The organism is Microbacterium sp. MMO-20, assembly GCF_037147735.1.
Taxonomy (GTDB): Bacteria; Actinomycetota; Actinomycetes; order Actinomycetales; family Microbacteriaceae; genus Microbacterium.
This window is the reverse complement of the sequence record NZ_JBBCUU010000012.1, coordinates 1-24,172: the sequence shown is the minus strand read 5'-3', so window position 1 is coordinate 24,172 and position 24,172 is coordinate 1. Positions and strand designations below refer to the sequence as shown.

At 67.7% G+C, this 24,172-nt stretch carries 29 protein-coding genes; 16 read left to right on the top strand and 13 right to left on the bottom strand.

Annotation, left to right across the window (positions count from 1 at the left end):
- Positions 1–48 precede the first annotated feature (48 nt).
- Positions 49–1,491 carry an argininosuccinate synthase gene (argG, locus tag WFI52_RS13190; protein WP_336627431.1) on the bottom strand — a complete coding sequence of 481 codons (1,443 nt, stop codon included), beginning with the start codon at positions 1,489–1,491 and terminating at the stop codon, positions 49–51.
- Between the two features lie 198 nt (positions 1,492–1,689).
- Between argG and WFI52_RS13185 the strand changes: the two genes are divergently transcribed.
- Genes WFI52_RS13185 through WFI52_RS13170 form a run of 4 tightly spaced genes read left to right on the top strand, consistent with a single transcriptional unit; the run spans position 1,690 to position 5,113 of the window.
- Complete coding sequence (locus WFI52_RS13185) at positions 1,690–2,109, top strand: Ig-like domain-containing protein (RefSeq protein WP_336627432.1); 420 nt, start codon at positions 1,690–1,692, stop codon at positions 2,107–2,109.
- Positions 2,061–2,576 carry a DUF5979 domain-containing protein gene (locus tag WFI52_RS13180; RefSeq protein WP_336627433.1) on the top strand — a complete coding sequence of 172 codons (516 nt, stop codon included), beginning with the start codon at positions 2,061–2,063 and terminating at the stop codon, positions 2,574–2,576. The genes WFI52_RS13185 and WFI52_RS13180 overlap by 49 nt, the downstream gene beginning before the upstream one ends.
- Positions 2,577–2,580: 4 nt before the next feature.
- On the top strand, positions 2,581–3,867 hold the full coding sequence (locus WFI52_RS13175; protein WP_336627434.1) for an adenylosuccinate synthase: 1,287 nt from the start codon (positions 2,581–2,583) through the stop codon (positions 3,865–3,867).
- Between the two features lie 10 nt (positions 3,868–3,877).
- Complete coding sequence (locus WFI52_RS13170) at positions 3,878–5,113, top strand: lactonase family protein (protein WP_336627435.1); 1,236 nt, start codon at positions 3,878–3,880, stop codon at positions 5,111–5,113.
- Between the two features lie 12 nt (positions 5,114–5,125).
- Here the strand turns inward: WFI52_RS13170 and WFI52_RS13165 are convergent, their stop codons facing one another.
- Positions 5,126–6,271 (bottom strand): AI-2E family transporter, encoded by a 1,146-nt coding sequence (locus tag WFI52_RS13165; protein ID WP_336627436.1) that lies wholly within the window; start codon positions 6,269–6,271, stop codon positions 5,126–5,128.
- A gap of 43 nt (positions 6,272–6,314) precedes the next feature.
- Here WFI52_RS13165 and WFI52_RS13160 point away from each other — a divergent pair, with 43 nt between their 5' ends.
- A complete protein-coding gene (locus WFI52_RS13160; RefSeq protein WP_336627437.1) occupies positions 6,315–6,614 on the top strand; it encodes a chorismate mutase in 300 nt (99 codons plus the stop codon).
- A 30-nt stretch (positions 6,615–6,644) separates the two neighbouring features.
- Here WFI52_RS13160 and WFI52_RS13155 read toward each other — a convergent pair whose 3' ends face one another.
- The 8 genes from WFI52_RS13155 to WFI52_RS13120 form a co-directional block, all read right to left on the bottom strand.
- Positions 6,645–7,331 (bottom strand): hypothetical protein, encoded by a 687-nt coding sequence (locus WFI52_RS13155; protein WP_336627438.1) that lies wholly within the window; start codon positions 7,329–7,331, stop codon positions 6,645–6,647.
- Positions 7,328–8,230 carry an ABC transporter ATP-binding protein gene (locus tag WFI52_RS13150; protein WP_336627439.1) on the bottom strand — a complete coding sequence of 301 codons (903 nt, stop codon included), beginning with the start codon at positions 8,228–8,230 and terminating at the stop codon, positions 7,328–7,330. Before WFI52_RS13150 ends, WFI52_RS13155 begins: the two co-directional genes overlap by 4 nt.
- Positions 8,227–8,610, bottom strand: a complete 384-nt coding sequence (locus WFI52_RS13145) for a GntR family transcriptional regulator (RefSeq protein ID WP_336627440.1) — start codon at positions 8,608–8,610, stop codon at positions 8,227–8,229. Before WFI52_RS13145 ends, WFI52_RS13150 begins: the two co-directional genes overlap by 4 nt.
- Positions 8,611–8,705: 95 nt before the next feature.
- Positions 8,706–9,446: a hypothetical protein gene (locus WFI52_RS13140; protein ID WP_336627441.1), complete on the bottom strand. Its 741-nt coding sequence runs from the start codon at positions 9,444–9,446 to the stop codon at positions 8,706–8,708.
- 9 nt (positions 9,447–9,455) lie between these two features.
- On the bottom strand, positions 9,456–10,385 hold the full coding sequence (locus WFI52_RS13135; RefSeq protein ID WP_336627442.1) for a hypothetical protein: 930 nt from the start codon (positions 10,383–10,385) through the stop codon (positions 9,456–9,458).
- 121 nt (positions 10,386–10,506) lie between these two features.
- A complete protein-coding gene (locus tag WFI52_RS13130) occupies positions 10,507–10,641 on the bottom strand; it encodes a hypothetical protein (protein ID WP_336627443.1) in 135 nt (44 codons plus the stop codon).
- 61 nt (positions 10,642–10,702) lie between these two features.
- The gene (gene purL / locus WFI52_RS13125; RefSeq protein ID WP_336627444.1) at positions 10,703–13,024 is read right to left on the bottom strand and encodes a phosphoribosylformylglycinamidine synthase subunit PurL; all 2,322 of its coding nucleotides are present in this window, start codon (positions 13,022–13,024) and stop codon (positions 10,703–10,705) included.
- Between the two features lie 148 nt (positions 13,025–13,172).
- The gene (locus WFI52_RS13120) at positions 13,173–13,418 is read right to left on the bottom strand and encodes a hypothetical protein (RefSeq protein ID WP_336627445.1); all 246 of its coding nucleotides are present in this window, start codon (positions 13,416–13,418) and stop codon (positions 13,173–13,175) included.
- A 132-nt stretch (positions 13,419–13,550) separates the two neighbouring features.
- Here WFI52_RS13120 and WFI52_RS13115 point away from each other — a divergent pair, with 132 nt between their 5' ends.
- Both WFI52_RS13115 and WFI52_RS13110 read left to right on the top strand, forming a co-directional pair.
- Entirely contained in the window at positions 13,551–13,946 is a 396-nt protein-coding gene (locus WFI52_RS13115) for a VOC family protein (protein WP_336627446.1), read from the top strand.
- A 4-nt stretch (positions 13,947–13,950) separates the two neighbouring features.
- Positions 13,951–14,283, top strand: a complete 333-nt coding sequence (locus tag WFI52_RS13110; RefSeq protein WP_336627447.1) for a TraR/DksA family transcriptional regulator — start codon at positions 13,951–13,953, stop codon at positions 14,281–14,283.
- A gap of 163 nt (positions 14,284–14,446) precedes the next feature.
- Here WFI52_RS13110 and WFI52_RS13105 read toward each other — a convergent pair whose 3' ends face one another.
- Positions 14,447–15,208: a hypothetical protein gene (locus WFI52_RS13105; RefSeq protein ID WP_336627448.1), complete on the bottom strand. Its 762-nt coding sequence runs from the start codon at positions 15,206–15,208 to the stop codon at positions 14,447–14,449.
- A gap of 297 nt (positions 15,209–15,505) precedes the next feature.
- Here WFI52_RS13105 and WFI52_RS13100 point away from each other — a divergent pair, with 297 nt between their 5' ends.
- The gene (locus tag WFI52_RS13100; RefSeq protein WP_336627449.1) at positions 15,506–16,027 is read left to right on the top strand and encodes a DUF7255 family protein; all 522 of its coding nucleotides are present in this window, start codon (positions 15,506–15,508) and stop codon (positions 16,025–16,027) included.
- Positions 16,027–16,764 (top strand): DUF4238 domain-containing protein, encoded by a 738-nt coding sequence (locus tag WFI52_RS13095; protein WP_336627450.1) that lies wholly within the window; start codon positions 16,027–16,029, stop codon positions 16,762–16,764. The genes WFI52_RS13100 and WFI52_RS13095 overlap by 1 nt, the downstream gene beginning before the upstream one ends.
- Positions 16,765–16,847: 83 nt before the next feature.
- On the opposite strand, the gene WFI52_RS13090 is transcribed toward WFI52_RS13095, so the two are convergent.
- On the bottom strand, positions 16,848–17,939 hold the full coding sequence (locus WFI52_RS13090; RefSeq protein WP_336627451.1) for a HigA family addiction module antitoxin: 1,092 nt from the start codon (positions 17,937–17,939) through the stop codon (positions 16,848–16,850).
- An 11-nt stretch (positions 17,940–17,950) separates the two neighbouring features.
- Positions 17,951–18,247 (bottom strand): hypothetical protein, encoded by a 297-nt coding sequence (locus tag WFI52_RS13085; RefSeq protein ID WP_336637418.1) that lies wholly within the window; start codon positions 18,245–18,247, stop codon positions 17,951–17,953.
- A gap of 162 nt (positions 18,248–18,409) precedes the next feature.
- Between WFI52_RS13085 and WFI52_RS13080 the strand changes: the two genes are divergently transcribed.
- The 7 genes from WFI52_RS13080 to WFI52_RS13050 form a co-directional block, all read left to right on the top strand.
- A complete protein-coding gene (locus tag WFI52_RS13080; RefSeq protein ID WP_336627453.1) occupies positions 18,410–18,676 on the top strand; it encodes a hypothetical protein in 267 nt (88 codons plus the stop codon).
- A complete protein-coding gene (locus tag WFI52_RS13075; RefSeq protein ID WP_336627454.1) occupies positions 18,676–19,035 on the top strand; it encodes a hypothetical protein in 360 nt (119 codons plus the stop codon). Before WFI52_RS13080 ends, WFI52_RS13075 begins: the two co-directional genes overlap by 1 nt.
- Positions 19,032–20,516, top strand: a complete 1,485-nt coding sequence (locus WFI52_RS13070; RefSeq protein ID WP_336627455.1) for a ThiF family adenylyltransferase — start codon at positions 19,032–19,034, stop codon at positions 20,514–20,516. The genes WFI52_RS13075 and WFI52_RS13070 overlap by 4 nt, the downstream gene beginning before the upstream one ends.
- Before the next feature lie 113 nt (positions 20,517–20,629).
- Entirely contained in the window at positions 20,630–21,337 is a 708-nt protein-coding gene (locus WFI52_RS13065; RefSeq protein WP_336627456.1) for a DCL family protein, read from the top strand.
- A gap of 132 nt (positions 21,338–21,469) precedes the next feature.
- Positions 21,470–22,945, top strand: a complete 1,476-nt coding sequence (locus WFI52_RS13060) for a DUF3375 family protein (protein ID WP_336627457.1) — start codon at positions 21,470–21,472, stop codon at positions 22,943–22,945.
- A complete protein-coding gene (locus WFI52_RS13055; RefSeq protein ID WP_336627458.1) occupies positions 22,935–23,648 on the top strand; it encodes a DUF4194 domain-containing protein in 714 nt (237 codons plus the stop codon). The genes WFI52_RS13060 and WFI52_RS13055 overlap by 11 nt, the downstream gene beginning before the upstream one ends.
- A partial coding sequence (locus tag WFI52_RS13050; RefSeq protein WP_336627459.1) for an ATP-binding protein occupies positions 23,641–24,172 on the top strand: 532 nt, incomplete at its 3' end. The genes WFI52_RS13055 and WFI52_RS13050, both read left to right, overlap by 8 nt.

Below are 24,172 nucleotides of genomic sequence, written 5' to 3'. Positions count from 1 at the left end.
GTGTACGAAAGTGCACACAGGTGTGCAACTTAAGCGATCCGCTCGGGATCAGTCCGCACCGAAGTCGTACATCGCCGACTCGGATGCCGCCTCGACGGCATCGGCGAGCGCTTCGTCTGCGGCATCCGCCTGCTCGGCGTGTTCGGTGATCTCGCGGGCTTCGCCCGATGCGAGCTCGCCGACGAGCTCGGCCGTCGCGCCTCCGATGAGGCCGAGGCCCGCGTACTGCTCGAGGCGTGCACGCGAGTCGGCGATGTCGAGGTTGCGCATCGTGAGCTGGCCGATCCGGTCGACGGGGCCGAACGCCGCGTCTCCGACGCGCTCCATCGACAGCTTCTCGGGCCCATAGGAGAGGTTCGGCGACGTCGTGTCGAGGATCGTGTAGTCCTCGCCGCGGCGCAGACGAAGCGTGACCGTGCCCGTGATCGCTGAGCCCACCCAGCGCTGGATCGACTCGCGGAGCATGAACGACTGCGGCTCGAGCCAGCGGCCCTCGTACATGAGGCGGCCGAGGCGGCGACCCTGCTCGTGGTACGTCGCGAGGGTGTCTTCGTTGAGGATGCCGTTGACGAGGCGCTCGTACGCGATGAACAGCAGTGCCATGCCCGGGGCCTCATAGATGCCCCGCGACTTCGCCTCGATGATGCGGTTCTCGATCTGGTCGCTCATGCCCAGGCCGTGGCGGCCGCCGATGGCGTTCGCCTCCATCACCAGGGCGACGGCGTCGGTGAAGCTCTGGCCGTTGATCGCGACGGGCCGGCCCGCCTCGAACGTGATCGAGACGTGCTCGGTCGCGATCTCGACCGACGGGTCCCAGAAGCGCACGCCCATGATCGGCTCGACCGTCTCGAGCGAGACGTCGAGGTGCTCGAGGGTCTTCGCCTCGTGGGTCGCGCCCCAGATGTTCGCATCGGTCGAGTACGCCTTCTCGACCGAGTCGCGGTACGGGAAGTCGTGCGCGACGAGCCACTCGCTCATCTCTTTACGGCCGCCGAGCTCGGTGACGAAGTCGGCATCCAGCCACGGCTTGTAGATGCGCAGCGCGGGGTTCGCGAGCAGGCCGTAGCGGTAGAAGCGCTCGATGTCGTTGCCCTTGTAGGTCGACCCGTCGCCCCAGATGTCGACGCCGTCCTCCTTCATCGCGCGCACGAGCAGGGTGCCGGTCACGGCGCGGCCGATCGGCGTCGTGTTGAAGTAGGTGCGCCCCGCCGAGCGGATGTGGAACGCGCCGCAGGAGAGGGCGACGAGGCCCTCCTCGACGAGGAGCGGCTTGCAGTCGATGAGGCGCGAGCCCTCGGCGCCGTACTGCAGCGCTCGGCCCGGGATCGACGCGATGTCGTCCTCGTCGTACTGGCCCAGGTCACCCGTGTAGGTGAAGGGGACGGCCCCCTTGTCGCGCATCCACGCGACGGCCACCGAGGTGTCAAGACCCCCGGAGAAGGCGATGCCGACGCGCTCGCCGACGGGCAGGGACTGAAGGACCTTCGACATGGTGCCCCAGTCTAGCGAGGGCGGACCCGGGGCTTGTTGGTCGGGAGGCCTCGCCGGACCTGATAGCGAGGCGGTGCAGGCCGCTCGACATAACCGAGTGCGGCGGTTCTGTCTTCTTGGGGGAGGAGATCGTCATGCGCGCGCACACACCGTCGTCAGCTTTCGAACCGAATCGGGGGGAACCGGCTCGTGGTCGGGGTGACGAGCATCACGGGGCCGACCCCGGGCGGACAGCTCACCGTCGGCGATGTCGCGACCCTGAAGGGCACCTGGGATGCCACGGCCGCGAACCCGCAGCCGGGCGAAGCCTTCACGATCGGCTTGCCCGCGCAGTTCGACTTTCCCGAGGCGATCACGTTCCCGCTGTGGGGCGTGGACGATAACGGCGATCCGATCTCGTACGGAACCTGCATCACCGACCCGGCGACGAGTGTCGCGACGTGCACGCTCAGCGACGCGGTCGCGGGGCGCATCGACATCAGCGGCACGTGGGAGTTCGACATCGAGGCCGTCGAGGCGACCGAGCTCAAGGCGGTCGAGTTCGACCTCAACGGGGCGAAGGTCCCCCGGTGTGGTCCGGCACCGGTGTCGAGATCCAGGGGACGTCGGCGGTGGTGACGGTCGCGCGGGATGCCACGGCATCCGTCGCTCTCGAGAACCACGCGGCCACCTCGACGGAAGGACTCAGCCTGATCAAGGGCATCGCCGGTGCCGCCAAGGGCGAGGTCGACGCATCGACCGAGTTCCCGGTGACGGCGACCTGGCGGGATGCCGATGACCAGCTGCAGTCGCGTGATCTGCTGATCAACGCCGTCGAGCCGACGCCGCTCGGCGTGCAGCTGCCCGCGGGTACGGTCGTGACGCTCACCGAGGGTGCCTCGCCGGAGTTCCCGACGGTCGACTGGGGTTCGGTCGTCTTCTCCGGGGACCGTGTGACCTCCACGGGTGAGCGCACCGCGACGGTGGTCGTCTCGGATCAGCAGAGCGACACGACGCTCGTCACCGTCGGCGGACATGGCGTGAACGGGGCGCCGTCGGCCCCGCCCGATAGACTGAGGCGTAACCGTCCGATAACGGGGGAGTGAGCCCATGCCAGGCATCGTGATCGTCGGAGTCCAGTGGGGAGACGAGGGCAAGGGCAAAGCCACCGACCTCCTCGGGGAGCGCACCGACTGGGTCGTCAAGTTCAACGGCGGCAACAATGCCGGTCACACGGTCGTGATCGGCGATGAGAAGTACGCGCTGCACCTGCTTCCCAGCGGCATCCTCAGCCCCGGCGTCAACGCCGTCATCGGCAACGGCGTCGTCGTCGACCTCGAAGTGCTCTTCGGCGAACTCGAGGCCCTGCGCGCGCGCGGCCTCGACACGTCGCGTCTGAAGATCAGCGCGAATGCGCACGTCATCACGCAGTACCACCGCACGCTCGACAAGGTCACCGAGCGCTTCCTCGGCAAGCGCATGATCGGCACGACCGGGCGCGGAATCGGCCCGAGCTACGCCGACAAGATCAACCGCGTGGGCATTCGCATCCAAGACCTCTTCGACGAGAACATCCTCCGGCAGAAGGTCGAGGGGGCCCTCGATCAGAAGAACCACCTGCTCGTGAAGGTCTTCAATCGCCGCGCCATCACGTGCGACGAGGTCGTCGATGACCTGCTCTCCTATGTCGAGCGCCTCCGTCCGATGGTCGCCGACACGGGGCTGCTGCTGAACGAGGCATTGGATGCCGGTGACGTCGTCGTCTTCGAGGGCGGCCAGGCCACGATGCTCGACGTCGACCACGGCACCTACCCCTTCGTCACGTCCTCCTCGGCGACGGCGGGCGGCGCCTCGACCGGCTCGGGCGTGGGGCCCAACCGCCTCGACCGGATCGTCGGCATCGTGAAGGCGTACACGACGCGCGTCGGGTCTGGCCCCTTCCCGACGGAGCTCTTCGACGAGCAGGGCGAGTGGCTGCGCAAGCGCGGCTTCGAGTTCGGCACGACCACGGGGCGCCCGCGCCGGGTGGGCTGGTACGACGCCCCGATCACGCGCTATGCGACGCGCGTGAACGGCATCACCGACCTCGTTCTGACGAAGCTCGACATCCTCACGGGGCTCGAGGAGATCCCCGTGTGCGTCGCGTACGACGTCGACGGGGAGCGCTTCGACGAGGTGCCGGTCAACCAGAGCGATTTCCACCACGCGACGCCGATCCTCGAGTACTTCCCGGGCTGGCAGGACGACATCTCCGAAGCGCGCACGTTCGAGGATCTGCCGCGCGAGGCGCAGGAGTACGTCCTCGCGCTCGAAGCGATGAGCGGAACGCGCATCTCGGTCATCGGCGTCGGCCCCGCGCGCGACGCGGTGATCGTCCGCCACGACCTCGTCGACTGACTCGAGCGACATGCGGTTCTGGGTCGGCGGCTACACCGCGGATGCCGACGGCGCAGCCGCGGGTATCGGCGTGCTGCACGCGGGAGCGGTCGACAGCCCGCTCGCCGGCGGTGATCTCGCGTTCCGCGGGGTGGCGGCATCCGCCCCGTCGCCGTCGTGGATCGCCGCGCACCCGAGGCTCGACGTGCTCTACGCCGCGCAGGAGTTCGCCGGCACCGTGCGCGCCTTCGTGCGGGTCGGCGAAGAGACCTACGCGCCGCACGGCGCGGCGATGGATGCCGGTGACGCCGTCTGCCACGTCGCCGTCGCCCCCGACGGCTCGTCGCTCGTCGCCACCTGCTGGGGGGACGGGAGGGTCGTGCAGTACCCCCTGAGCCCGGACGGGCGCATCGGCGCGGCACGCATCGCGGCTGCGGCCGACGACGCCACCGCCGACAGCGGCGAGGGCGCGGACGGTGCGACGCAGACCCAGCTGGCCGAGCTCTCGGCGCTCGCCGGAATGACGGGGTTCACCACCCTCGGCGACCTGCCGCTCTTCGGCGCCGAGGTGCAGGGCGTCGAGGCTCAGTCCGGAGACACACGCGCCGGTGAGGGCGTGGACGAGCCGGAGCACGCGCTCCCGGCGCCCGTCCGGGCGTCACGCGCCCACCAGACGCGCTTCCTGCCCGGAGGTGTCGTCGTCACGACCGATCTCGGCTTCGACCTCGTTCGATTCTGGACCTCGGGCCCCGCCGGTCTGCGCCTGACGCAGGAAGTCACTCTGCCGCGCGGCTGTGGCCCACGGCACACGGTGTGGCATCCGAGCGGGCACCTGTACGTGGTCACGGAGCTCTCGCTCGAGGTGTTCGTGCTCGCCTCCGACCCGGCGGCCTCTGCGTCGGAGCGCTGGCGGGTCGTCGGCAGCGCTCCGCTGGGCGCCGGTACGGCACCCGGATCCGACTTCGCCGCCGAGATCGCGCTCACGCGGGACGCGGCGTATGCCGTCGTCGGCATACGTGGAAGCAACACGCTCGCGACCGTCCGTGTCCGCGACGGCGGCCGCGCCCTCGCGCTCGTCGCCCTCGCGGAATCGAGCGTGGACTGGCCGCGGCATCACGTCATCGAGCGCGACACCGTGCTCGTCGCGGGGCAGCTCTCGAACGAGGTCGTGAGTCTCACGCTCGATGAACGCACGGGTGTGGTCGGGCGCGCCCGCCGGCGCATCGAGGCGCCGTCTCCCACCCGCCTGCTCGCCGCCCGCAGCTGACCCCGATCCGGATCAGGTCGCGGCATCCTGCTTCGGGATGAAGACCTTCTTGATGATGAGCAGGATCGAGGCGGTCACCGGGATCGCGACGAGCGCGCCGAGCAGACCCATGAGCGTGCCTCCCACGAGTGCGCCGATGACGACGAGCGAGCCCGGCACCGAGATCGCCTTGTTCATAACGCGCGGGGTGAGCACGTACGCCTCGATCTGCATGTAGACGAGGTACGCGGCGGCGAAGATGAGCGCCGACAGCGGGCTCGCGAAAAGCGCCACGATGCTCGCGACGCCCCAGAACAGCACGGTACCGACGAGCGGGATGATCGTCAGGCAGAACGCCACGACCGCCATCAGGGCGGGGAAGGGGAGGCTGAGGACCGTGTACAGGATGAACGTCACGACCGCGTTGAAGAAGGCGAGCACGACCATGCCGCCAAGGTAGCCGCCGACGGACTCGGTGATCTCCTCGGTCAGCTCGCTCGTGAGCGGACGGTTGCGCGCCGGCACCATGCGGTAGAACGCCTGCTTGATCTCGGGGAGCGTCGCGAGGAAGTACAGGCTCAGCACGATGATGATGATGAAGCCCGAGATCGACGTTCCGATCGAGATGCCGATCTGCAGCACGCCCCCGCCGATCGTCGCGATGTTCGCGGGGTTGGTGAGGAACTTCTGGACCTCGGCGAGCAGTTCCGGAACCTGCGCGCCGAACTGATCGTGCAGCCACGCGTAGAGGTCGGTGCGCTGGAAGGACGACACCATCGTCGGCAGGTCCCTCACGAACTGCGCGATCTGCGACACGACCGTGGGGATGATGAGCCACAGCACCCCGACGAGGACGACCGCGAACGCGAAGTACACGATGACGATCGCCCAAGAGCGTTTCGTTCCGTGGTGCTCGAGGCGTCGCACGAGCGGGTCGAGGCCGAGCGCCGCGAAGAGGGCGAAGGCGATGTAGATCCAGATCGTCACGAGGCTCGAGATCGCCGCGCCCAGCGCGACGGCGGCGAGTCCGCCGAACGTCAGGAAGAAGCCGACGACGAACGGGCGGTTGATGCTCGACAGCACGTGCGTTCCGCGCTCCGCCTTCGCGGGACCATGCGCCGAGGAGGCAGCCGTCGTCGAATGCGCCGGCTCGGGGGTCTCGCTGCGTCGAAGCTTCATGGGTCACACTTTAGAGGTCGGCCCGGGCGGTAGTGTCGATGCCATGACCGACGCCGCCGATCCGACCGCGACGCTGCGCCGACTGCGTGGCTCGATCGACAACATCGACGCCGCCCTCATCCACATGCTCGCCGAGCGATTCAAGGCGACGCAGCAGGTCGGCGTGCTGAAGGCGGAGTATGGAATGCCGGCCTCCGACCCGGCCCGCGAGGAGCAGCAGATCGCACGCCTCCGGCGCCTGGCATCCGACGCCGACCTCGATCCGGAGTTCGCCGAGAAGTGGTTCAACTTCGTCGTCGCCGAGGTGATCCGCCACCACACGGCGGCGGCCGAGGGCGCATAGCCCCCGGCCGCAGGTCCGTGCGCGGCGCCGTCAGGGCGTCGCACGCCGGAGCGTCGCGAACGCGATGCCGCCGATCACGGCCGCGGCCGCGAGCATGCCGACGATGAGGGCGGGCACCGTGAGCGCGGCCATCCACTCGCCGACGGCGACCCAGGCGTTCGCGCGCCCGATGAGCCAGAGCGCACCGACGAGGGTCAGGCCTACGCCGACGAGGACGACGGTGAGGCCGAGCGCGCCGGCCCGCTTGTAGATCGTCGATCCGAGGAAGCCCGTGACGAACAGCAGCAGGGCGCACGCTGCGTAGAACACGCCGGCAGCGAGGGCGCCGGCGCGCCACACCCAGTCGAGGTAGAAGAAGTAGCCGTTGACGCCCCATCCGCCCGTCGCCTGCTCGAGGGCGCCGCCGACCACGAACACGCCGCCCAGGATGAGGGCGGTGACGACGGCGGCGAGCATCGTCCCGAAGAAGAAGTCTCGGCGCGTGATGCTCAGGGCCTGCGAGAACGGGAACGTGTAGCTCAGCGACATGATTCCAACTGCGAAGAAGTACCAGATCGGCGCCTGGCTGCCACCGCCGACCTTCACGCCGTCGTACGGGATGATCGCGAAGACCATCAGCGACAGAGCGAAGGTGCCGCCGAGAATGATCAGCGGCAGCCACACGAACGTGTACTTGTTCACGAACTGCATGCGGGTGACGGTCAGCGTCCGGTTCATCGGAGTGCTCCTTCGTCGAGGGCGTCCGCGGACGCGTGCTGGGTGGTGCGGACGATCAGTTGCTGCAGAGAGACCGGGGCGATCTCCACGCCCGCCCGTGTGAGCGCCGCGCGGTCGTCTGCGGTGAGGGGTCCGAGGACTGTCGCGGCGGTGACGGTGCCGAGGTTCTCGCGATGGAGGACCTCGCGGCCGACCGTGAACGGCTCCACTGCGCGCGCGTCTCCCGTGAGGACGGCCGCCCGTCCGCGCACCGCATCCGTCTCCTCATCCATGACGATGCGACCACCGTCGACGACGATGACGCGCTCCAGGAGATTCGCGACCTCGTCGATCAGATGGCTGGAGAGGATGATCGTGCGCGGGTGCTCCGAGTAGTCCTCGAGCAGCCGGTCGTAGAAGATCTGGCGGGCGACGGCATCCAGACCCAGGTACGGTTCGTCGAAGAACGTGATCTCGGCGCGCGAGGCGAGGCCGATGATGACGCCGACCGCCGAGAGCTGGCCGCGCGAGAGCTTCTTGATCCGCCGCTTCATCGGCAGGCGGAACTCGGCGACCAACCGGTCGGCGAAGCCCTGGTCCCAGTGCGGGAAGAACATCGCCGCCATCCGCAGGGCGTGCGTGGCGTTCGCGTCGTCCGGGTAGCGCTGACTCTCCCGCACGAAGCAGATGCGGCTGAGCACCCGAGCATTCTCATACGGAACATCGCCGAAGACGCGCACGTCACCGCTCGTCGCGAAGTTCTGGGCAGTCAGGATCGACATGATGGTCGTCTTGCCCGCGCCGTTGCGTCCGAGGAGGCCGTAGATGGTGTTCTCCTCGACGGAGAAGCTGATGTCGTCGAGTGCGAGGGTGTCGCGGTAGCGCTTGGTGAGGTGTTGCACCTCGATCACGGATGTCATCGTGCGTTCCCTTCCAGGTGGTCTGTCGCCGCGCGCTCCTGAACGAGGCGGGCGAGGTCGTCGGGGCCGAGGCCGAGGGTGCGCGCCTCGGCGATCAGCGGTTGGATGTAGCGATCCGCGAAGGCGGAGCGCCGTTCGGCGAGAAGTGCCTCGCGGGCGCCGGCGGCGACGAACATGCCGATGCCGCGCCGCTTGGCGAGGATGCCTTTGTCGACGAGCATGTTCACGCCTTTCGCCGCGGTTGCGGGGTTGATGCGGTGGAAGGCGGCGAGCTCGTTGGTCGAGGGCGCGCGCGAATCCTCCGGCAGCGAACCGTCGAGAATCGCATCCTCGACACTCTCCGCGATCTGCAGGAAGAGCGGCTTGCCTTCTTCGATCACGAGGCCTCCCTCCGGCTTCCATGGTTAGTTACTCAACTAAGTAACCACAGAACCCGTGCGACGTCAACCCTTCCACGAGGGGTGCGCGGTGCGGGTCAGTCCGCGGCGGCTGCCGGGGCGTCGGATGCCGTGGCATCCAGGGGCAGTGCGACCTTCTTCTCCAGCACGACGATCGCCTCGTCGGAGACGACGATCAGTCCGTCGAGCTCTTCGCGCACGCGCTTGTAGGCGACCTGACGCTCCGCGGGGGTCGCTGCGTTGTCGACCGCGACCGACAGCAGCTGCTGCGCGGTCGCGAGCCGCTTGCGTTCGGTTTCGGTGAAATCGGAATCCTTGAGGCGCCGTGCTTCGCGTTCGGCGACGTCGAAGGCGACCTCGTAGTCGGTGACCGCTCCCGCGTAGGCCGCGAGCTCCTGATCGGTCAAGTGCGCCTTGGGTGAGGCGGGGCGCAGCCGGTCGGCAGTCTTCTTCGCGCGCAGGAATGCCGCCGTGAGCGGCTGGCGCCCATCGCTGATGGTGGGGTAGGCGATCAGTTTCGCGACATCCAGCTCGTAGTCGAGCCACCGCGCGGTGACGGCATCGTGCTCGGCGAACAGCTTCTCGACCTGCGGCTGTGTGGGGGATGCCTTCGTGATGGGCTTCGGCTCGGTCGCATGCGCGACCTGCTTGGGTGGCGTCGCGGCCTTCAGCGCCGCCTTCGCCTGCAGGATCTCCAGGCGTCGTTTATGCCGCGAGCGCGCGGTGAGCTCCCACCGTCGCGCGAAGCCGCCGGCGACCGCCATGATCGGGAACGCGAGCCACCAGTAGTTTTGCGCGAAGGCCCAGAACTCGTTCACGCGGTCAGCCTACGCGTCGTCGCCGCGGTGATCGCCGCGTGTGTCACGCGACGGGTCGCGAACGGTGTCGCCGCGTTCGCCATCGTGGGCGTGCGCGCCACCACGCGGGCGCGGCGCGGTCGCGCGGGCCAGCGCCTCCGCTCCGCGCGCGAGGACCGTCTGCGTCAGGTTCTGCGCGATCTCCTGAGCCGTGAGCACCCAGTCGGCCGCGCGGGGCGAGTCGGGGCCTGGTCCCGCAGGCGCGGACCCCGCCGCACGCGCCCGCCGCCAGGCCTCCGCCTCGGCCGCCTCGAACGTGTGGTGGAGGCGGGCGACGGCATCGCGATAGGCGCCGAACTGGGCGGGAGTGATGCGGGCGGTCGCCGTCGCCGGGCGCAGGGCGCGCGCAGTGCGGTGCTCGGAGAGGAACGCGGCGGTCTGCGGCACCCGGGCATCGCTCATCGCCGGGAACGCGAGCTGGCGCGCGGCATCCGTCTCGTACTCCATCCAGCGCGCGGTCACCGCGTCGTCGGCGGCCATGACGCGGGCGAGCGGCAGCTGTGCGGGGTCGGAGCTGCGGCCGAGTGCGGCGCGGTCGGCCGCGAGGCTCGCGCGTCGTGCGCGCAGGGTCGCGGCCGCGGCGCGGGCGGCACGCTGCGCGGCATCCAGTGCGCGACGCGCTGCGCCGACCTCGTCGGCTCCCGCGTATCCCGCAGTGCGTCCGGCCTGTGTGCGCGCGAGCTCGGCCCGCGCGACGTGCACGCCGTGGCGAGTTGCCTGCACCTCCTGCTGCGCTTGGCGCACCGCGTCGCGCGAGGCGTCGTACGCGAGCCGGCGCGCCTTGGCGCTCATGCGCCTGCCCCGCTGGCCGCGCAGCCCGAGCCAGCCGAGGGCGCCCGCACCGATCGCAGTCGGCCCGATCCACCAGAACTCGGCGAACGCCGCGAGGAACGGTTCCACCCCATCATGCTAACCAGCATGCCTGAACGCGGGCGGGGCAGTCGCCGCCGAGAAACCACACCGACCGCGAGAAACCAATCGTGCGGTGGTTTCTCGGCCGTCGCGTGGTTTCTCGCGCGCGTCAGCCGAAGATGAGCGCGAGCACCGTCGCGCCGCCGCCGACGAGGATGAGAGCCGCGATCACGACCCACGCGACGATCCGCGTGCGGCGGGTGCGCGCCTCGTTCATGCCCTGGTACTCGTCCTGATCGGTCATGGTCCTCAGCCTAGGGGTGTCGCCGGTGGATGCCGGTGGAGTGGTCGTGAAGCGGGCGGATTCAAAGCGCGGGCTCGGCGATCACGGCGCCGAAGGCGGCCGGGAGTGTCGCCTGCGAGATCGCGCGGAGCTCCGGCACGGTGAGAGTGAAGACGTCCTGCACCTCGAGCGCCGGCTCGTCGCCGACTGCGGCGGGGTCGGTCACGCCGATGCGGAGCACCGGATACCCGCGGCCCTCGCAGAGTCCGCGGAACTTCACGTCCTCCTCGCGCGGCACCGACACGATGACGCGGCCCGTCGACTCCGAGAACAGAGCGGTCGCGGCATCCACGCCGTCGCGCTCCATGATCTCGCGCAGCCACACGCGGGCACCGACGCCGAAGCGCATCACGGCTTCGGCGAGGGCCTGCGCGAGGCCGCCGGAGGACAGGTCGTGGGCGCTCGAGACGAGCTCCTGCTGCGACGCCGCCTGGATCAGCTCCGCGAGGCGGCGCTCGGCCCCGAGATCGACCGCCGGGGGGCGGCCGCCGAGGTGGCCGTGGATCGTGCCGGCCCAGGCCGAGCCGGAGAGCTCGGTCGAGGTGACCCCGAGAAGATAGATGTTCTCGCCGGCATCCTGCCAGCCCGACGGGATGCGGCGGGCGACGTCGTCGATGATGCCGAGCACCCCGACGACCGGCGTCGGGAAGATCGGGGTGTCGCCGGTCTGGTTGTAGAAGCTGACGTTGCCGCCGGTGACGGGGACGCCGAGCTCGAGGCACGCGTCGGCGAGGCCGTCGACGGCCTGCCCGAACTGCCACATGACCTCGGGGTTCTCCGGGCTGCCGAAGTTCAGGCAGTCGGTGACGGCGGTCGGCACAGCGCCCGTGACGGCGACGTTGCGGTACGCCTCGGCGAGGGCGAGCTGTGCTCCGGCGTAGGGGTCGAGCTGGCAGTAGCGGCCGTTGCAGTCGGTCGCGATCGCAAAGCCGAGACCCGACTCCTCGTCGACGCGGATCATGCCCGCATCGTCAGGGAACGACAGGGCGGTGTTGCCCATGACGTAGTAGTCGTACTGGTTGGTGACCCACGCGGTGTCGGCGAGGTTCGCGCTGCCGAGGAGGGCCTCGAACTGCTCCTTGAGCACGGCGGGGTCGTCGGTGCGGGCGAGGGCGGCGGCCGAGTCGAGCTGCAGCGCGTCGATCCAGGTCGGGTAGGCGACCGGGCGCTCGTAGACGGGGCCCTCGACGGCGACCGTCGAGGGGTCGACGTCGACGATCTTCTCGCCGTGCCAGAAGATCTGCAGGCGTCCGTCGCCGGTGACCTCGCCGAGCACCGACGTCTCGACATCCCACTTGCCCGTCACGGCGAGGAAGGCATCCAGCTTCTCGGGCGCGACGATCGCCATCATGCGCTCCTGCGACTCGCTCATGAGGATCTCTTCGGGAGTGAGCGTGGGGTCGCGCAGCAGGACGTTCTCGAGGTCGACGCGCATACCCGAGCCGCCGTTCGCGGCGAGCTCGCTGGTCGCGCACGAGATGCCCGCGGCGCCGAGGTCCTGGATGGCCTCGACGAGTTCTCCCTTGTAGAGCTCGAGACAGCACTCGATGAGCACCTTCTCGGCGAAGGGGTCGCCCACCTGCACGGCGGGGCGCTTGGTGGGGCCGCCGTCGGCGAAGGTGTCGGATGCCAGGATCGACGCCCCGCCGATGCCGTCGCCGCCCGTGCGCGCCCCGAACAGGACGACCTGGTTGCCGGTGCCGGTGGCGTTGGCGAGCTTGATGTCCTCGTGGCGCATGACGCCGACGGCGAGGGCGTTGACGAGGGGGTTGCCCTGGTAGACCGCGTCGAAGACGGTCTCGCCGCCGATGTTCGGCAGGCCCAGGCAGTTCGCGTACGACGAGATGCCCGAGACGACGCCGTGGACCACGCGCGCCGTGTCGGGGTGGGAGATGTCACCGAAGCGCAGCTGGTCCATGACGGCGACGGGGCGCGCACCCATCGAGATGATGTCGCGGACGATCCCGCCGACGCCGGTCGCGGCACCCTGGAAGGGCTCGATGTAGCTCGGGTGGTTGTGCGACTCGACCTTGAATGTGACGGCCCAGCCCTCGCCGACGTCGACGACGCCGGCGTTCTGGCCCATGCCGACCATGAGGCGCTCTTTCATCTCGTCGCTGACCTTCTGGCCGAAGCGGCGCAGGTAGATCTTCGACGACTTGTACGAGCAGTGCTCCGACCACATGACCGAGTACATCGCGAGCTCGCCCGACGTCGGGCGGCGCCCGAGGATCGTCTTGATCTCCTCGTACTCGTCGGGCTTGAGGCCCAGCGCCGCGTACGGCTGCTCCTTGTCGGGCGTCTCGAGGGCGTTTTCGACAGTGTCTGCGACGGGCGTGCTCACGCGGCGGGACTCCAAGACTCGGGATGCCGGCGGGGGATGCCCCAAGTCTAGCCGCGCGGCCGAGGCGCACGAACTCCGCAGAATGGCGGCTACTCCGCATCGACACCGCGTCTGCGTGCGGAGTTCGTGGGATTCTGCGGAGTTCGTGTCACTCGTCGTCGACGCCGAGGACGCCGATGCCGGTCGCCTCGTGGCTCGGTTCGTCGGTGCCCGCGGTGGTGTCGCCGCCGTCCGGGGCCGTCGGCTCCTCGCCCGGCTCCTTCTCGGTGCTCGGCTCGGCGAGCTCGTCGGTCGACGGCTGCTCCGTGGAGTCGGGATCGGCGGCTCGGCCCGCTGCGCTCGCCGCCGCTTCGGTCGTGGCGTCGTCGGGGTGGGTGGAGTTCGGGTCGGACATGGGGGTCTCCTCTTCGTTCGCGCCGCGGGGCGGGCATCGTCCGTCGAGTCTGCGCTGCAGAGTCGCCGTGGTCACGGGGCTTGATAGGCGGCGGGGGTCGCGCGTGTCCGAGCGCGGTCCTAGAGTCGGGCCATGACCGGTCTCACGCCCTACCTGCACTTCGACGGAGCAGCGCGAGCCGCCCTCGAGTTCTACCGCGACGTGTTCGGCGGCGACCTCGTCATCCACTCGTACGGCGACTTCGGCCGGGAGGACGGCCCGGCGGATGCCGTGGCCCACGGCATGCTCCAGGGCGTCGTCGAACTCTTCGCATCGGATGCCGCGCCAGGGGAGGAGCCGCTCGCGCTGCGCGGCATCCTCTTCTCGCTCCTCGGCACCGCCGAACCCGCCGAACTGGAGCGCTGGTTCGTCGCGCTCGCCGAGGGTGGCGCCGTGCTCGACCCGCTCGCGCTCAAACCGTGGGGTGACCACGACGGGCAGGTGCGCGACCGGTTCGGGGTGACGTGGCTGATCGGGTACCAGGGCTGAGCGGATGAGCGATCCGGCGGCGGTGCTCCGCGCGCGAGCGGCCGATCTCGATGCGCTGCTGGCCAGGCTCGACGCCGACGGTGACGCGGTGCGCGCCGACCGCGCCGATCAGACCGCCGACGACGAGCACGATCCGGAGGGGTCGACGCTCTCGGGTGAATGGCAGCGCATCGAGGCGCTGCGGCGCTCCGCGGCATCCGAACGGGCGGAGGTGGATGCCGCGCTCGAGCGCGTCGCCGCGGGGACCTACGGTGTCTGCGTCGTGTGCGGCCGCGTGATTCCCGCTGCGCGGCTGGAGGCGCGGCCATTCGCGACGACGTGCGTGGGCTGCGCCTGACGGCGGCTTCGCGATTGTTGTCGGGAACGCGGTGAGATGACACTAGATGTCACGTAGAACGCGCGGTTTCGGGCGGTCGGGGTCGACTTTGTCGTGACACTTTCCCGGCGTCGGCGGCTGTCCTGCGGGCTCAGAGCTCTTGGCGCACCGGAGCACCCGCGCGTCACGATTCGGAAGGATCGTCCTCTTCATCCTCGCGAGGTTCCAGCGACTGCTGCTTGGTTGCCTTTGCGTTGTCGTCGAACAGGCGCTGCAGTAGGAGGGTGGGGTCTTCGTTGCGCAGCTCCGGATGTTCCTCGAGAACACGGTCGACTCCTGCGCTTACCTCCTCCGGCGAGAGCTCTCTCATCGCTTGAGCAAGCTCTTGGGTAGCGGGATCATCGGCGATCCGAGCGCCGGCCAGCTCGCGCCACTTCTCGGCGCTGATCCCCTGGTGAACCTTCCCGGCGACTCCGTGCGCGACGGCATCGAAAAAGAGCTGGTACCACTGGTCGCTGGTCAATGAGGGATCAGTCTCGACGACGTCGTCCCCCGGTGTGCTGGTCGTGACAGCTCCAGGCTCGGCGATGGCGACGCGTTCGGGAGTACTTTCGCGCTCCGGGGCTTCTGCCGCGGCCGTTGCTCGACGGTCGGCTAGGTACTGCTTGAACTTCGGGACACCGTGCTTGATGGCGGCTTCACCGCCTGCAATTGCCGCTGCGACGGCGAGGTTGAGGAGGAAGTCGGCGTACCCGCTGTTTATGAACTTCGTCATCTTGCTCGGGATCTCGTGCAAGACAACCTGGCTCGAGACGCCGTCGGGACCATGCACCAACGGGCTGGACGCGCCCGGAACCTTCTTGGATGGAGTGAGCTCGGCACCAGCTGGTATTTCGACCAGCATCTTCTTCATGATCGGCTTCGCGTTCTGCGCCTCATTCCCCATGTCGCCACACTAGCGACGAGTGGGTTGCGACGGGATGCGCGCTCGGCAGGCGACAAGAGCATCTCGCGGACCTGAGTCGGCTATCTCGTGGCGCTTGTGTGGGACCGAGACACGTCGCCGCGGCTGCAGGGGCGATATCGGGCGTTCGCCTGGGAGGATGTCACCGTGGTTGCGACGGGGGCGAGGGCGAGGGAGCTGTACGCCATCCTTTCGGACGCAGGGTGGAGACCTTCGACGAAGCCGTCGGCGCCGCGACTCGATCGGCTGCCGGCGGAGTTTGCTGAGAGCATCATGCGCGTGTACCACGATCTTGGCGGAGTGCAGGAATACCCCCGGCTCGCCCCGGGCAGTTGGGACCTCGCATACTCCGACTTGCTCGTCGAACTCGACGAGTCGTTTCACTTCAATCGATACCGCGAGTCCACTCTCGGAACTCCATGGGCGGCATCGCTGCCCTGGGTCGATGTCTACCTCGAACACTGCAAGCGGTGGGAGCGCTTCGCTGGTACCGGTGGGAAGCGGTGGTCGAACGACTCGGCCAAACGCATGTTCGGCGGCGCTGACCCGGATGGCGAGTTCGACGTCTACGGCGCGCCGAGATGGAAGCAGCGTGCGCTGTACGACGCAATGAAGGATGCCGCGGCGGCGTCGGGTCAGGTGAATCTCGCGCGGGTGTCGATCTACGACCAGGTCGAAGGCATCCGGCTCGACGACGTGCTGTACCGCAGGGCTCACTTGCCCGCTGATCGCGTGGCGGAGTTCGTCCTGTCCAGGGCTGCTGTGAGTGGGGCATCTACCGCAGATTCCCTGGAGGTCTGATGGGCAACGTGAAGCGTGCGCACATGGTGTCGAGGAGCTACCTCCGAGCCTGGGCCGACGAACGGAACCGAGTGGACGTGCTCGATATCCAGCAGGGGCGCGGGTTCACAAGCGCGATCGGCAACGCAACAGTTGTCAGCTACGCGTATGAGCCAGAGGTTCTCCCGCACAATCTTGAAGGTGAGTTCGACCGAATCGAGAGCCGCGGTGTGCCAGCGATAGTCAAGTTGCGTGCCGGGCACGCTCTGACGGCTAGCGACAAGGACGACGTCATCGCATTCCTCGACATGCATCTCGACCGCGGACGCTACGCAGACCAGTCAGAGGTTCGAACCCCCGCGGTCCTCGTCAAGACTGACGGTAGCTCAGAGGACGCCTCACTCAGCCTTGGCGACCGTCTACTGCTCTCGCGCCACATGGAAGGCGTAGTCCGACTCACCGCGCTCGGCGTCGCTCAATGGCCGTGGCAGGTCCTGGAGTCGAGGAGCCTCGCGACCGGCGATGGGGCGGTCCTCCTGTGGAGGCAGACAGACGGTGCGGAGGTCTCACTTGTGACCTTCCCGCTGTCGCCGACGCAGTTGCTCGTGATCGGAGAAGGGTTCCCAGAGCGGGCGCCACTGAACACTTTGCTCGCACAGCACAGCCGGCGATGGGTCGTCGGCACAGTCGGATCGCTTGTGAAGGGTCAAGCGGCCGTGATCGCTGCCCTCCGTCGTGCTGAGTCCGGCGGAGAGTGACGTCTTCAGTGCGCTGAGTCGATGTGTCCCCCGGCCGAGGTCGCCGACGGTAGTCCGATGGGGTGGTCGTCGGCGCCATCCGTCTACGCGGACGCCCACCTGCTGAGCTCTTCTGTAACCGAAGGGGCACCCTTGGCGAGCTGGGTGCGCCAGTCGAGGTGGCCGTGGTGCTGAAGGAACCCCACGATGACGATCTCGTGAACACCAAGCCGTTCGGCTTGTGTGGACACCCAGTTCTGCCGAATCGGGCGAGGCGGGGTGGGAAGGCCGCCTGGAATGGCCCACTCGCCGGCAAGCTGGTTGGTCGCCTCTTCGTCTCCCATGGTGTGCGTTTCACCGTCATCGATGAGGATGATGCCGCCGGGGCGCACGTCACCGCGGACAAGGTGCGCGAGCTCGTGCAGGAGGGTGAACAGAACCTTGTCGAGTCGCTTACCTCGTCCGGAGATCGCAATCACGGGCTGGGTTTCGTCGTCGTCGAGGAGGAACGTGGCCCCGTTCATCTTGCTGCCGGGGAACGCCTCGATGTAGACAAGCCGCACACCAACGTCGGCAAAGAGCGTCGCCAGATCTGCGAAGGATGAGACATCTCGCACCTTGCGCGCGAGGTTCTCGGCGAGCTCGCCGAGGGCCTCTCTGTCAAAGGCCTCAACAGTGAGTGCGCGTGCTTGTCGACGGGCGACCGCGAGCCAGGCCTTCTGGGTGGGGGTGAGGGGCACGTCGGGGTTGGCGCGTCGAGCGGCGGCCGCGAAAACGGGCTCCTCGTCGATCGATTCGATCTCGAACAGGTCTCGAATCTCGGCTTCGAGCTCGTCGAGACTGTTTCCGGTGATGTAGCCACGCTTACGGAGCACGGAGACGGGTGCGAGCTGGTTCAGTTGGGCACGCACCTTCACGCTGTGAAGCTGGCTCTGCGTCTCGGTGTCTTGGGCCTGACGAGACAGTAGGTACCGGTTCTGTAGGTTCAACCAGAACTCAGCCGACGTCCCGAGCGCGGCCGCGATCTGTGCGGCCGACTCACGCGTGATCTCCTTCTTCCCGGACATGATCTCGGAGACGAACTGGGTGGGGCGGCCGAGGATCTCTGCGAACTCTGCCTGGGACCAATGCCGCGCCTCAAGCTCCTCCGCGAGGATCTCTCCGGGTGGAACCTGGTCGGCAAGGTGCTTGTCCATGGTGCTCCTCCTCAGTGCTGTTGGACGGCTTCGATGATGGCGGTGGGGGTACCGCCGGTATCCGGATAGGAGACGCGCAGCTGATGCTCGTCGTCGATCCGCAGTGTCGCGCCGCGCACGCCTCGCGTTGTCGAAGACCGCACCCGCAGGCTCATCAGTGCCTCCAGATCGCCCGGCCCGGTTGCGGCGCCGATCATCTGAAGGACTCGCCGGTAGCGGCGCAGGAGCGATGCGGACCAACCGTCCGCGGTGGACGCGGTCTCATAAGCGAGGCGTTCCAACTCCCCGTCCCCGAACTGCAGTTGCAACGCGCATTCCGCTCTTCACCCCTGAACTGATACCGCAACGATAACCGACGTCCGTGTGGGTGGTGAAAACTCACCCCCGTGTCTCCATGTTACACTAGCTACATCACCCCAAGGGTGATTAGGTGATGACCAGATATGGGTCTACAAACGAAGGAGTGTCGCATGACGACGCAGCCGAACCTCGCGGATGCGAGCAACAAGAAGAACCCGGTGATGACGATCACGATCGACTCGAAGCAGTACCAGGTGCAGGACGACGACTGGGAGGCGCGCGCCCTGCTCCTCCTGGCAGGCCTTGATCCGGCCGAGTATGACCTGGCTCAGATCAAGCGCAACGGCACGCTGAAGCGGTTCAAGGACCGGCAGATCGTCAAGGTCGAGGATGGCGACGAGTTCGAGTCCGTCAAGCAAGACGGACCCGTCGCCTGATGAGCACCTCGGGGCAGGGCGTGCAGGGGTTCATCGACGACCTCGCCGAGTGGGGCGCGCCGGCAAGAGTCGTGGAGTCCTGGGTCGTGTTCCCGGTGCGCGCGCCGAGCGGTGTGCGGGAGGGCGAGGTGCTCGAGAGTGCCGTCGCCGCGAATGAGCTCGCATCCTGGCCGCTGATCCCTCCCCACTGGGTCCACTTCCCTTCGTCGGTGACGCTCCCGCAGGTGCACGCCGATCAGTCAGACACGCGTCCGGGGTGGACGCGACACTCGCGGCAGATCGAGCGATGGGAGCAGGTGACAGAACCGGGCCGCGCCTGGCTCGGTCACGTCCGCGCCACCCTGGCCGGGGCATCATGACGGGCGAGCGGCGATACTCGGTCGCGATGCCGGCCGCGGTCGCCGAGATCCTCACGGCGCATCTGGACCGACAGGACGGGCAGGAGGATGTGGTCCTCGCCACCTACGCTCCTTCGACGGGGAGGGAACGAACCTCGGCGCTCCTGCGCCGCGTGTTTCTCCCGCAACCTGGCGAGAGGCACGTTCACGGGAACGCATCTTTCACCGCCGACTACGTGATGCGCATCACAGAGGAAGCTGCGGCTGCAGGGGAGGGCCTGGTTCTGCTGCACTCCCACCCTCGAGGGACGACGTGGCAGTCGATGAGCACGACGGACCGAGCGACTGAGTCGGGGTACGCCGGACTCGGAAGTGCGGCGACCCGGCTCCCAGTGATCGGGATGACCTGGGGAGGCGCCGGGCAGGTGTGGTCGGCACGGTTCTGGTTCTCGCGAACGAGCGTGGTTGACGCGGAATCGGTGCGAGTGGTTGGGGCGACGTTCGCTCCCTCGTTCAATCCGGCTCTTGTCCCAGCGCCGGAAGCAACGTCGGCACAGATCCGGACGGTGAGCGCCTGGGGCTCGGCTGTACAGGCTGATCTCGCCCGGATCCGAGTGTTGGTGGTGGGGACAGGCAGTGTTGGCCTGGACGTCGCACAGCGACTTGTGGCGTCCGGGATCCGCACCGTCGGCGTGATGGATTTCGATGCCGTGGAACACCGAAACCTCGACCGGATGATCGGGGCCCGCCGCCAGGATGCCCGTGACCAGGTCGCGAAGGTTGACGTCGCGGCCCGGCTCCTCCGGGCACAGGCCACCGCAGCCCATCCGGACATCCGCCGGCACGAGATGTCGATCTGTGGCCCGGACGGGCTGCGCGTCGCGCTGGACTACGACATCGTCTTCTCTTGCGTGGACAGACCGTGGCCGCGAGCGGTGCTCAACCAGATCGCCTACGCGGACCTCATCCCGGTCATCGACGGCGGTATCAACATCGAGGTCGCCGACGACGACACATTCAACCGGGCAACTGCTCGCGCGCACACGCTGGTTCCCGGCCAGCCATGCATGGCCTGCACGCGTCAGCTGAAACCAGCCAGAGTGGCGCTGGATCGTGAGGGGCTGCTCGATGACCCTGAGTACGTTCGACGCTCTGAAATCGACCTGGAGCGCGCTGGCCAGAACGTCGCGACGCTCTCCGCGATGGTCAGCGCACTGCTTCTCGCTCAGTTCGTGAGTCTGACCGTCGCGCCTGGCGGGCGTGGCGTACCAGGTCCGGTGTGCTACCACTACCGCCCGCACGTCCTCGAAAAGCTCGAAGACGCTTCGGCACCATCCTGTCCGTGGGAGACGGCACTCGCCGTTGGCGACTCACGGATTCCGATTGCGACGGGGCACGCCCACGCCGAGGAGATCGTCCTGTCGCGGCACCGCGCCGCGCGCACACTCCGCGGGCGATTCCGCCGGCTGCGAGGGTGGCTCGCCGACAGCTACGGAAGCTGAGGCGTCCCGATCGCTGAAACTCGCTACCGGCCCGATGTCGACCGGGCATCGGACACTAGCCAGCTAGCCCATTCCACCAATCTGACCAACCACATCAACAAGGAGACACCGCTATGGCGATCCCCGTAGTCCTTCCATCATTCCGCTGGCCTTCCAAGAAGGCGGCATTCGACGACTTCAGACTCCTGCACACCGGCGGCCCCTACGCCCCCTACGACCGCATCACCGATCCGTCACACGACCTGATGCTTCGCGAAGTGCTGGATCTTCACCCCGACGCCTCCGAGAAGATCGGCGAAGGAGTCGACTACTTCTACGTCGGCCTGACTAGCGACGGCGACAAGTTCAACGTGCGGTCTGACGCAACGGGCATCTGGATCAAACGCGTGGACGGGTCGCAGGTGGACTTCAGCTACCGCACCTGCATCAGCAACCACACAGAAGAATCCGACGCGAAAGAGGGGCTACGACTCGCAGTCGAAGACCGCCGACTGTCCTACCGCGACGACCGCATCAAGGAGGGGACGTTCGCGAGCGATATCTCCGGAATCGTCTTCTCAGACCGCAACGAGGCACATGTCATCTACGACGAGCCCTCATGGGGACAGCTGACTTACCGGTTCGCCGAGGCCGAGGGCGGATGGGACCGAATCCTCGTCCACTCGGGGTACGGCGGCGTGCTCATTGGCAGCCACCTCATGGACACGGACGTCCACACGAGATGGCTCGAGTTCTACGACCGACACGCAAACCGCCGGCTGGCGACCGCAAGCGAGGCCGCCGCCCGTCCGCGACCTCAGCAAGACGCGTGGACACCCTGACAACTCCGCCAGGCCTCCTGGCCACGCAACGACGCCACCCGCTGGAGGGCAGTCGGGTGGGTGATCCCAGTGTCGGTGGCCCTGGGCATCATTTCGAGCAGACACGTCAAGTACCGCCTGGGGGAGGTCTGAGTGAGCAGTATCGTCGCGGAACACAGTCGCGTCATCGCGGCCTTCGATGAGCCGACGCTGTCTCTGCTGCGGGGGAGTCTCGCGCCGGTGAACGTCGCGATTCTTCGCTCCGGATTCCCACAGGACTCGAAGACCCAGCCCACTGCCCGTCTGCACCAGATGGTGGACTCACTCCTCAGAGAACTTCGCGAACGCGGGATCTCCCACGTCCCGGACGGGGATGGGCGAGAGGTGTGCATGGGGTGGGTGCGACGGCGGTGGCTGACCCGCGACGTCGACGGACAGAGCTACACGCTCACGTCCTACGCGATGCAAGCGCTCGGCCTGGTGCAATCCCTGACGCGAGACCGGGTGAATCTGTCCGAACACCGCATCAAGAACATCGTGGAAACCGCGAACCGGTTGAACGCCGCATCCAACCCCGACCGTGACGCCCGCATCGCCCGGCTCCGCGCGCAGATCATCCAGCAGCAAGCGGAGTTGGATCGGCTCGAGGCGGGCGAGCCGATCGCCCGCGTCACCGCCGACTTCATACTCGAGGGGCTCGTCGAACTGCAGGATCTCGTTTCCGGTCTGCCCATCGAGTTCGCCCGGGTCGGTGAGGTCGTCGAGGCCCTGCAGGACAGGTTGCGGGAGGACTTCCGGGCAGACGAGCGACCGCCCGGGGAGATCGTCGCCGACTTCCTTGTCCGCGCAGACGACTTGACGACCGCGACACCGGAAGGGCGCGCGTTCGAGGGGGCGTTCAACCTGCTGGATGACGATGCGCTCACCGATCAGCTGCGCTCAGACATCACCGCGCTGGTCGAGCATCCCGACATCTCTCCGGTTCTCACCATCGCGGAGAAGCAGACGATGATCGGGATCGTCCGCGTCGTGCGCGACGGAGCGCGAGACACGATGGCGAAGATCGTCGACACCATCGAGACCCTCAACACCTTTATCCGATCGCGGAACATCTCCGAAGATCGCGAGCTCGACAGGGTGCTGATGCAACTGGAAGCCGGCCTGAGCGCGTGGATGCAGACAGCGGGGCCACGCGAAACTGTTCCAGTTGCGATGCTGCCCGACGGTTTGGACATCTTGCACCTAAAGGAGAAGCTGTACGACCCCGCCTCGGACGTTCCTCTCGACCCGCTCGAGGACGGCGCCGAAGAGGATCGTCCAGAAGCCATGTCGCTCGATGAGCTTCGCCGCTACGGGGGACCGCACCTGGACACGCTCCGCGGTGCGCTTGACGAAGCTGCAGCATCGGGCGGCGAGTGGACGATCGGTGCAGACGTCTTCCCCCGGCTCGCAGCTGACGAGCGGCGACCGGTGGACGCGTTGGGCATCCTGCACCTGATCGCGGACCGTGACGACCTGGTGCGCACGGGCACGCACGAGCCATACGTCACCCGCCGGCCCGACGGTACCGAACAGGTACTGCTCCTGCCGCAGATCACCCCGACTCGGAGGCTCGACGATGACCAGTGAGTTCCAGGAGCTCGACGACACGGTTACCGACCTGTCTGTCGATGACCTGACCGATCGCACGCCAGAGGATCTGTACGACGCGCCGGAGGAGGAAGTCGACGACGACTTGTCAACGGTGGAGTTCGACGGAGACACCGGGACACTCGCCGCCGAGGTCCGCTCTGCGCTGGTCGCCATCCTCAACGAGCGCTTCATCACCAGCGACACCCACAAGAAGGAGTGGCAGACGCTCACCGTCGCCCATGCACAGGTGAAGTCGAGACTCAACGACATGTATCTCGACCTCGAATACGACGCCAAGTACGAGGTTGCGTTCAAGGTGCAGGTACGTAACGCCGACAGCACACGGGGTTTCCCCGCGCTGTTGCGGGCGATGTCCTGGAATCGAGACCAGACCGCTGTGCTCGTCCACTTGTGCCTCACCCACCGGGATCAGACTTCAAGCGGGGCGAGCCGCGCAGTCGTCTCGAGGAGTGACATTCACGCGTTCATCGGCGGCAACCGTCCGAAGACAGCGACCGATCAGTACATGGATGCAGGCCGAGTCAATCGCGCGATCGATGCTGTCGCCGCTGCCGGGCTTCTCGACAAGACAGCAGAGGACGGCGTGTACACGATCTCGCCGGCACTGCCCCGACTGCTGCCCCTCACGAGGCTGCGCGAACTGGTCACCTACTTCACGGAGGCAAAGGACGATGAGTGACATCTCCGCAGGCATCCCGCTCCTGCCGAGCTCGCAGTGGCGGATCGAGCAGATTCAGCTCGTCAACTGGGGCGGTTTCCACCAGCGCACGGCAACGTTCGCGTTCCACCCCGAGACGACCATCGTCACCGGCGCATCCGGTGTGGGGAAGTCCACGGTGCTTGACGCCTACCTCGCGCTCATGATGCCCTCCGACGTCCCTTTCAACGGTGCTTCGAATGCAGCGACCGTGGGGCGTGCGAGGGGGGCAGAGCAGCGGAGTGTGCTGACCTACCTGCGCGGGAAGACCGATGACACTGTCGAGGATGGTGTCACCGTCGACAAGGTGCTCCGCGGCCAGGGCAAACCCACCTGGGGAGCGATCGCGGCGACCTTCATCGCTGAGACGGGGGACCGGTTCACCGCCATGCGCGCGGGTCAAGTCCCGTGGCGTGGTGTCATTCCGTTGTTCCCTGTGGGTGGGTGGTGGTCAGGCGGTGAGGTAGAGCTCGGGGCGGGCGGGTTCTGTGTGTTCGTGCAGGGTG

Coding starts and splice junctions, on each gene's coding strand:
- WFI52_RS13120 (WP_336627445.1), bottom strand. CDS start 13,418: ATGTCCGACCCGAACTCCACCCACCCCGACGACGCCACGACCGAAGCG.
- WFI52_RS13065 (WP_336627456.1), top strand. CDS start 20,630: ATGGCGATCCCCGTAGTCCTTCCATCATTCCGCTGGCCTTCCAAGAAG.
- WFI52_RS13080 (WP_336627453.1), top strand. CDS start 18,410: ATGACGACGCAGCCGAACCTCGCGGATGCGAGCAACAAGAAGAACCCG.
- WFI52_RS13105 (WP_336627448.1), bottom strand. CDS start 15,208: ATGGGGAATGAGGCGCAGAACGCGAAGCCGATCATGAAGAAGATGCTG.
- WFI52_RS13070 (WP_336627455.1), top strand. CDS start 19,032: ATGACGGGCGAGCGGCGATACTCGGTCGCGATGCCGGCCGCGGTCGCC.
- WFI52_RS13095 (WP_336627450.1), top strand. CDS start 16,027: ATGGGCAACGTGAAGCGTGCGCACATGGTGTCGAGGAGCTACCTCCGA.
- WFI52_RS13170 (WP_336627435.1), top strand. CDS start 3,878: ATGCGGTTCTGGGTCGGCGGCTACACCGCGGATGCCGACGGCGCAGCC.
- WFI52_RS13090 (WP_336627451.1), bottom strand. CDS start 17,939: ATGGACAAGCACCTTGCCGACCAGGTTCCACCCGGAGAGATCCTCGCG.
- WFI52_RS13175 (WP_336627434.1), top strand. CDS start 2,581: ATGCCAGGCATCGTGATCGTCGGAGTCCAGTGGGGAGACGAGGGCAAG.
- WFI52_RS13160 (WP_336627437.1), top strand. CDS start 6,315: ATGACCGACGCCGCCGATCCGACCGCGACGCTGCGCCGACTGCGTGGC.
- argG (WP_336627431.1), bottom strand. CDS start 1,491: ATGTCGAAGGTCCTTCAGTCCCTGCCCGTCGGCGAGCGCGTCGGCATC.
- WFI52_RS13110 (WP_336627447.1), top strand. CDS start 13,951: ATGAGCGATCCGGCGGCGGTGCTCCGCGCGCGAGCGGCCGATCTCGAT.
- WFI52_RS13055 (WP_336627458.1), top strand. CDS start 22,935: ATGACCAGTGAGTTCCAGGAGCTCGACGACACGGTTACCGACCTGTCT.
- WFI52_RS13130 (WP_336627443.1), bottom strand. CDS start 10,641: ATGACCGATCAGGACGAGTACCAGGGCATGAACGAGGCGCGCACCCGC.
- WFI52_RS13075 (WP_336627454.1), top strand. CDS start 18,676: ATGAGCACCTCGGGGCAGGGCGTGCAGGGGTTCATCGACGACCTCGCC.
- WFI52_RS13165 (WP_336627436.1), bottom strand. CDS start 6,271: ATGAAGCTTCGACGCAGCGAGACCCCCGAGCCGGCGCATTCGACGACG.
- WFI52_RS13150 (WP_336627439.1), bottom strand. CDS start 8,230: ATGACATCCGTGATCGAGGTGCAACACCTCACCAAGCGCTACCGCGAC.
- WFI52_RS13115 (WP_336627446.1), top strand. CDS start 13,551: ATGACCGGTCTCACGCCCTACCTGCACTTCGACGGAGCAGCGCGAGCC.
- WFI52_RS13155 (WP_336627438.1), bottom strand. CDS start 7,331: ATGAACCGGACGCTGACCGTCACCCGCATGCAGTTCGTGAACAAGTAC.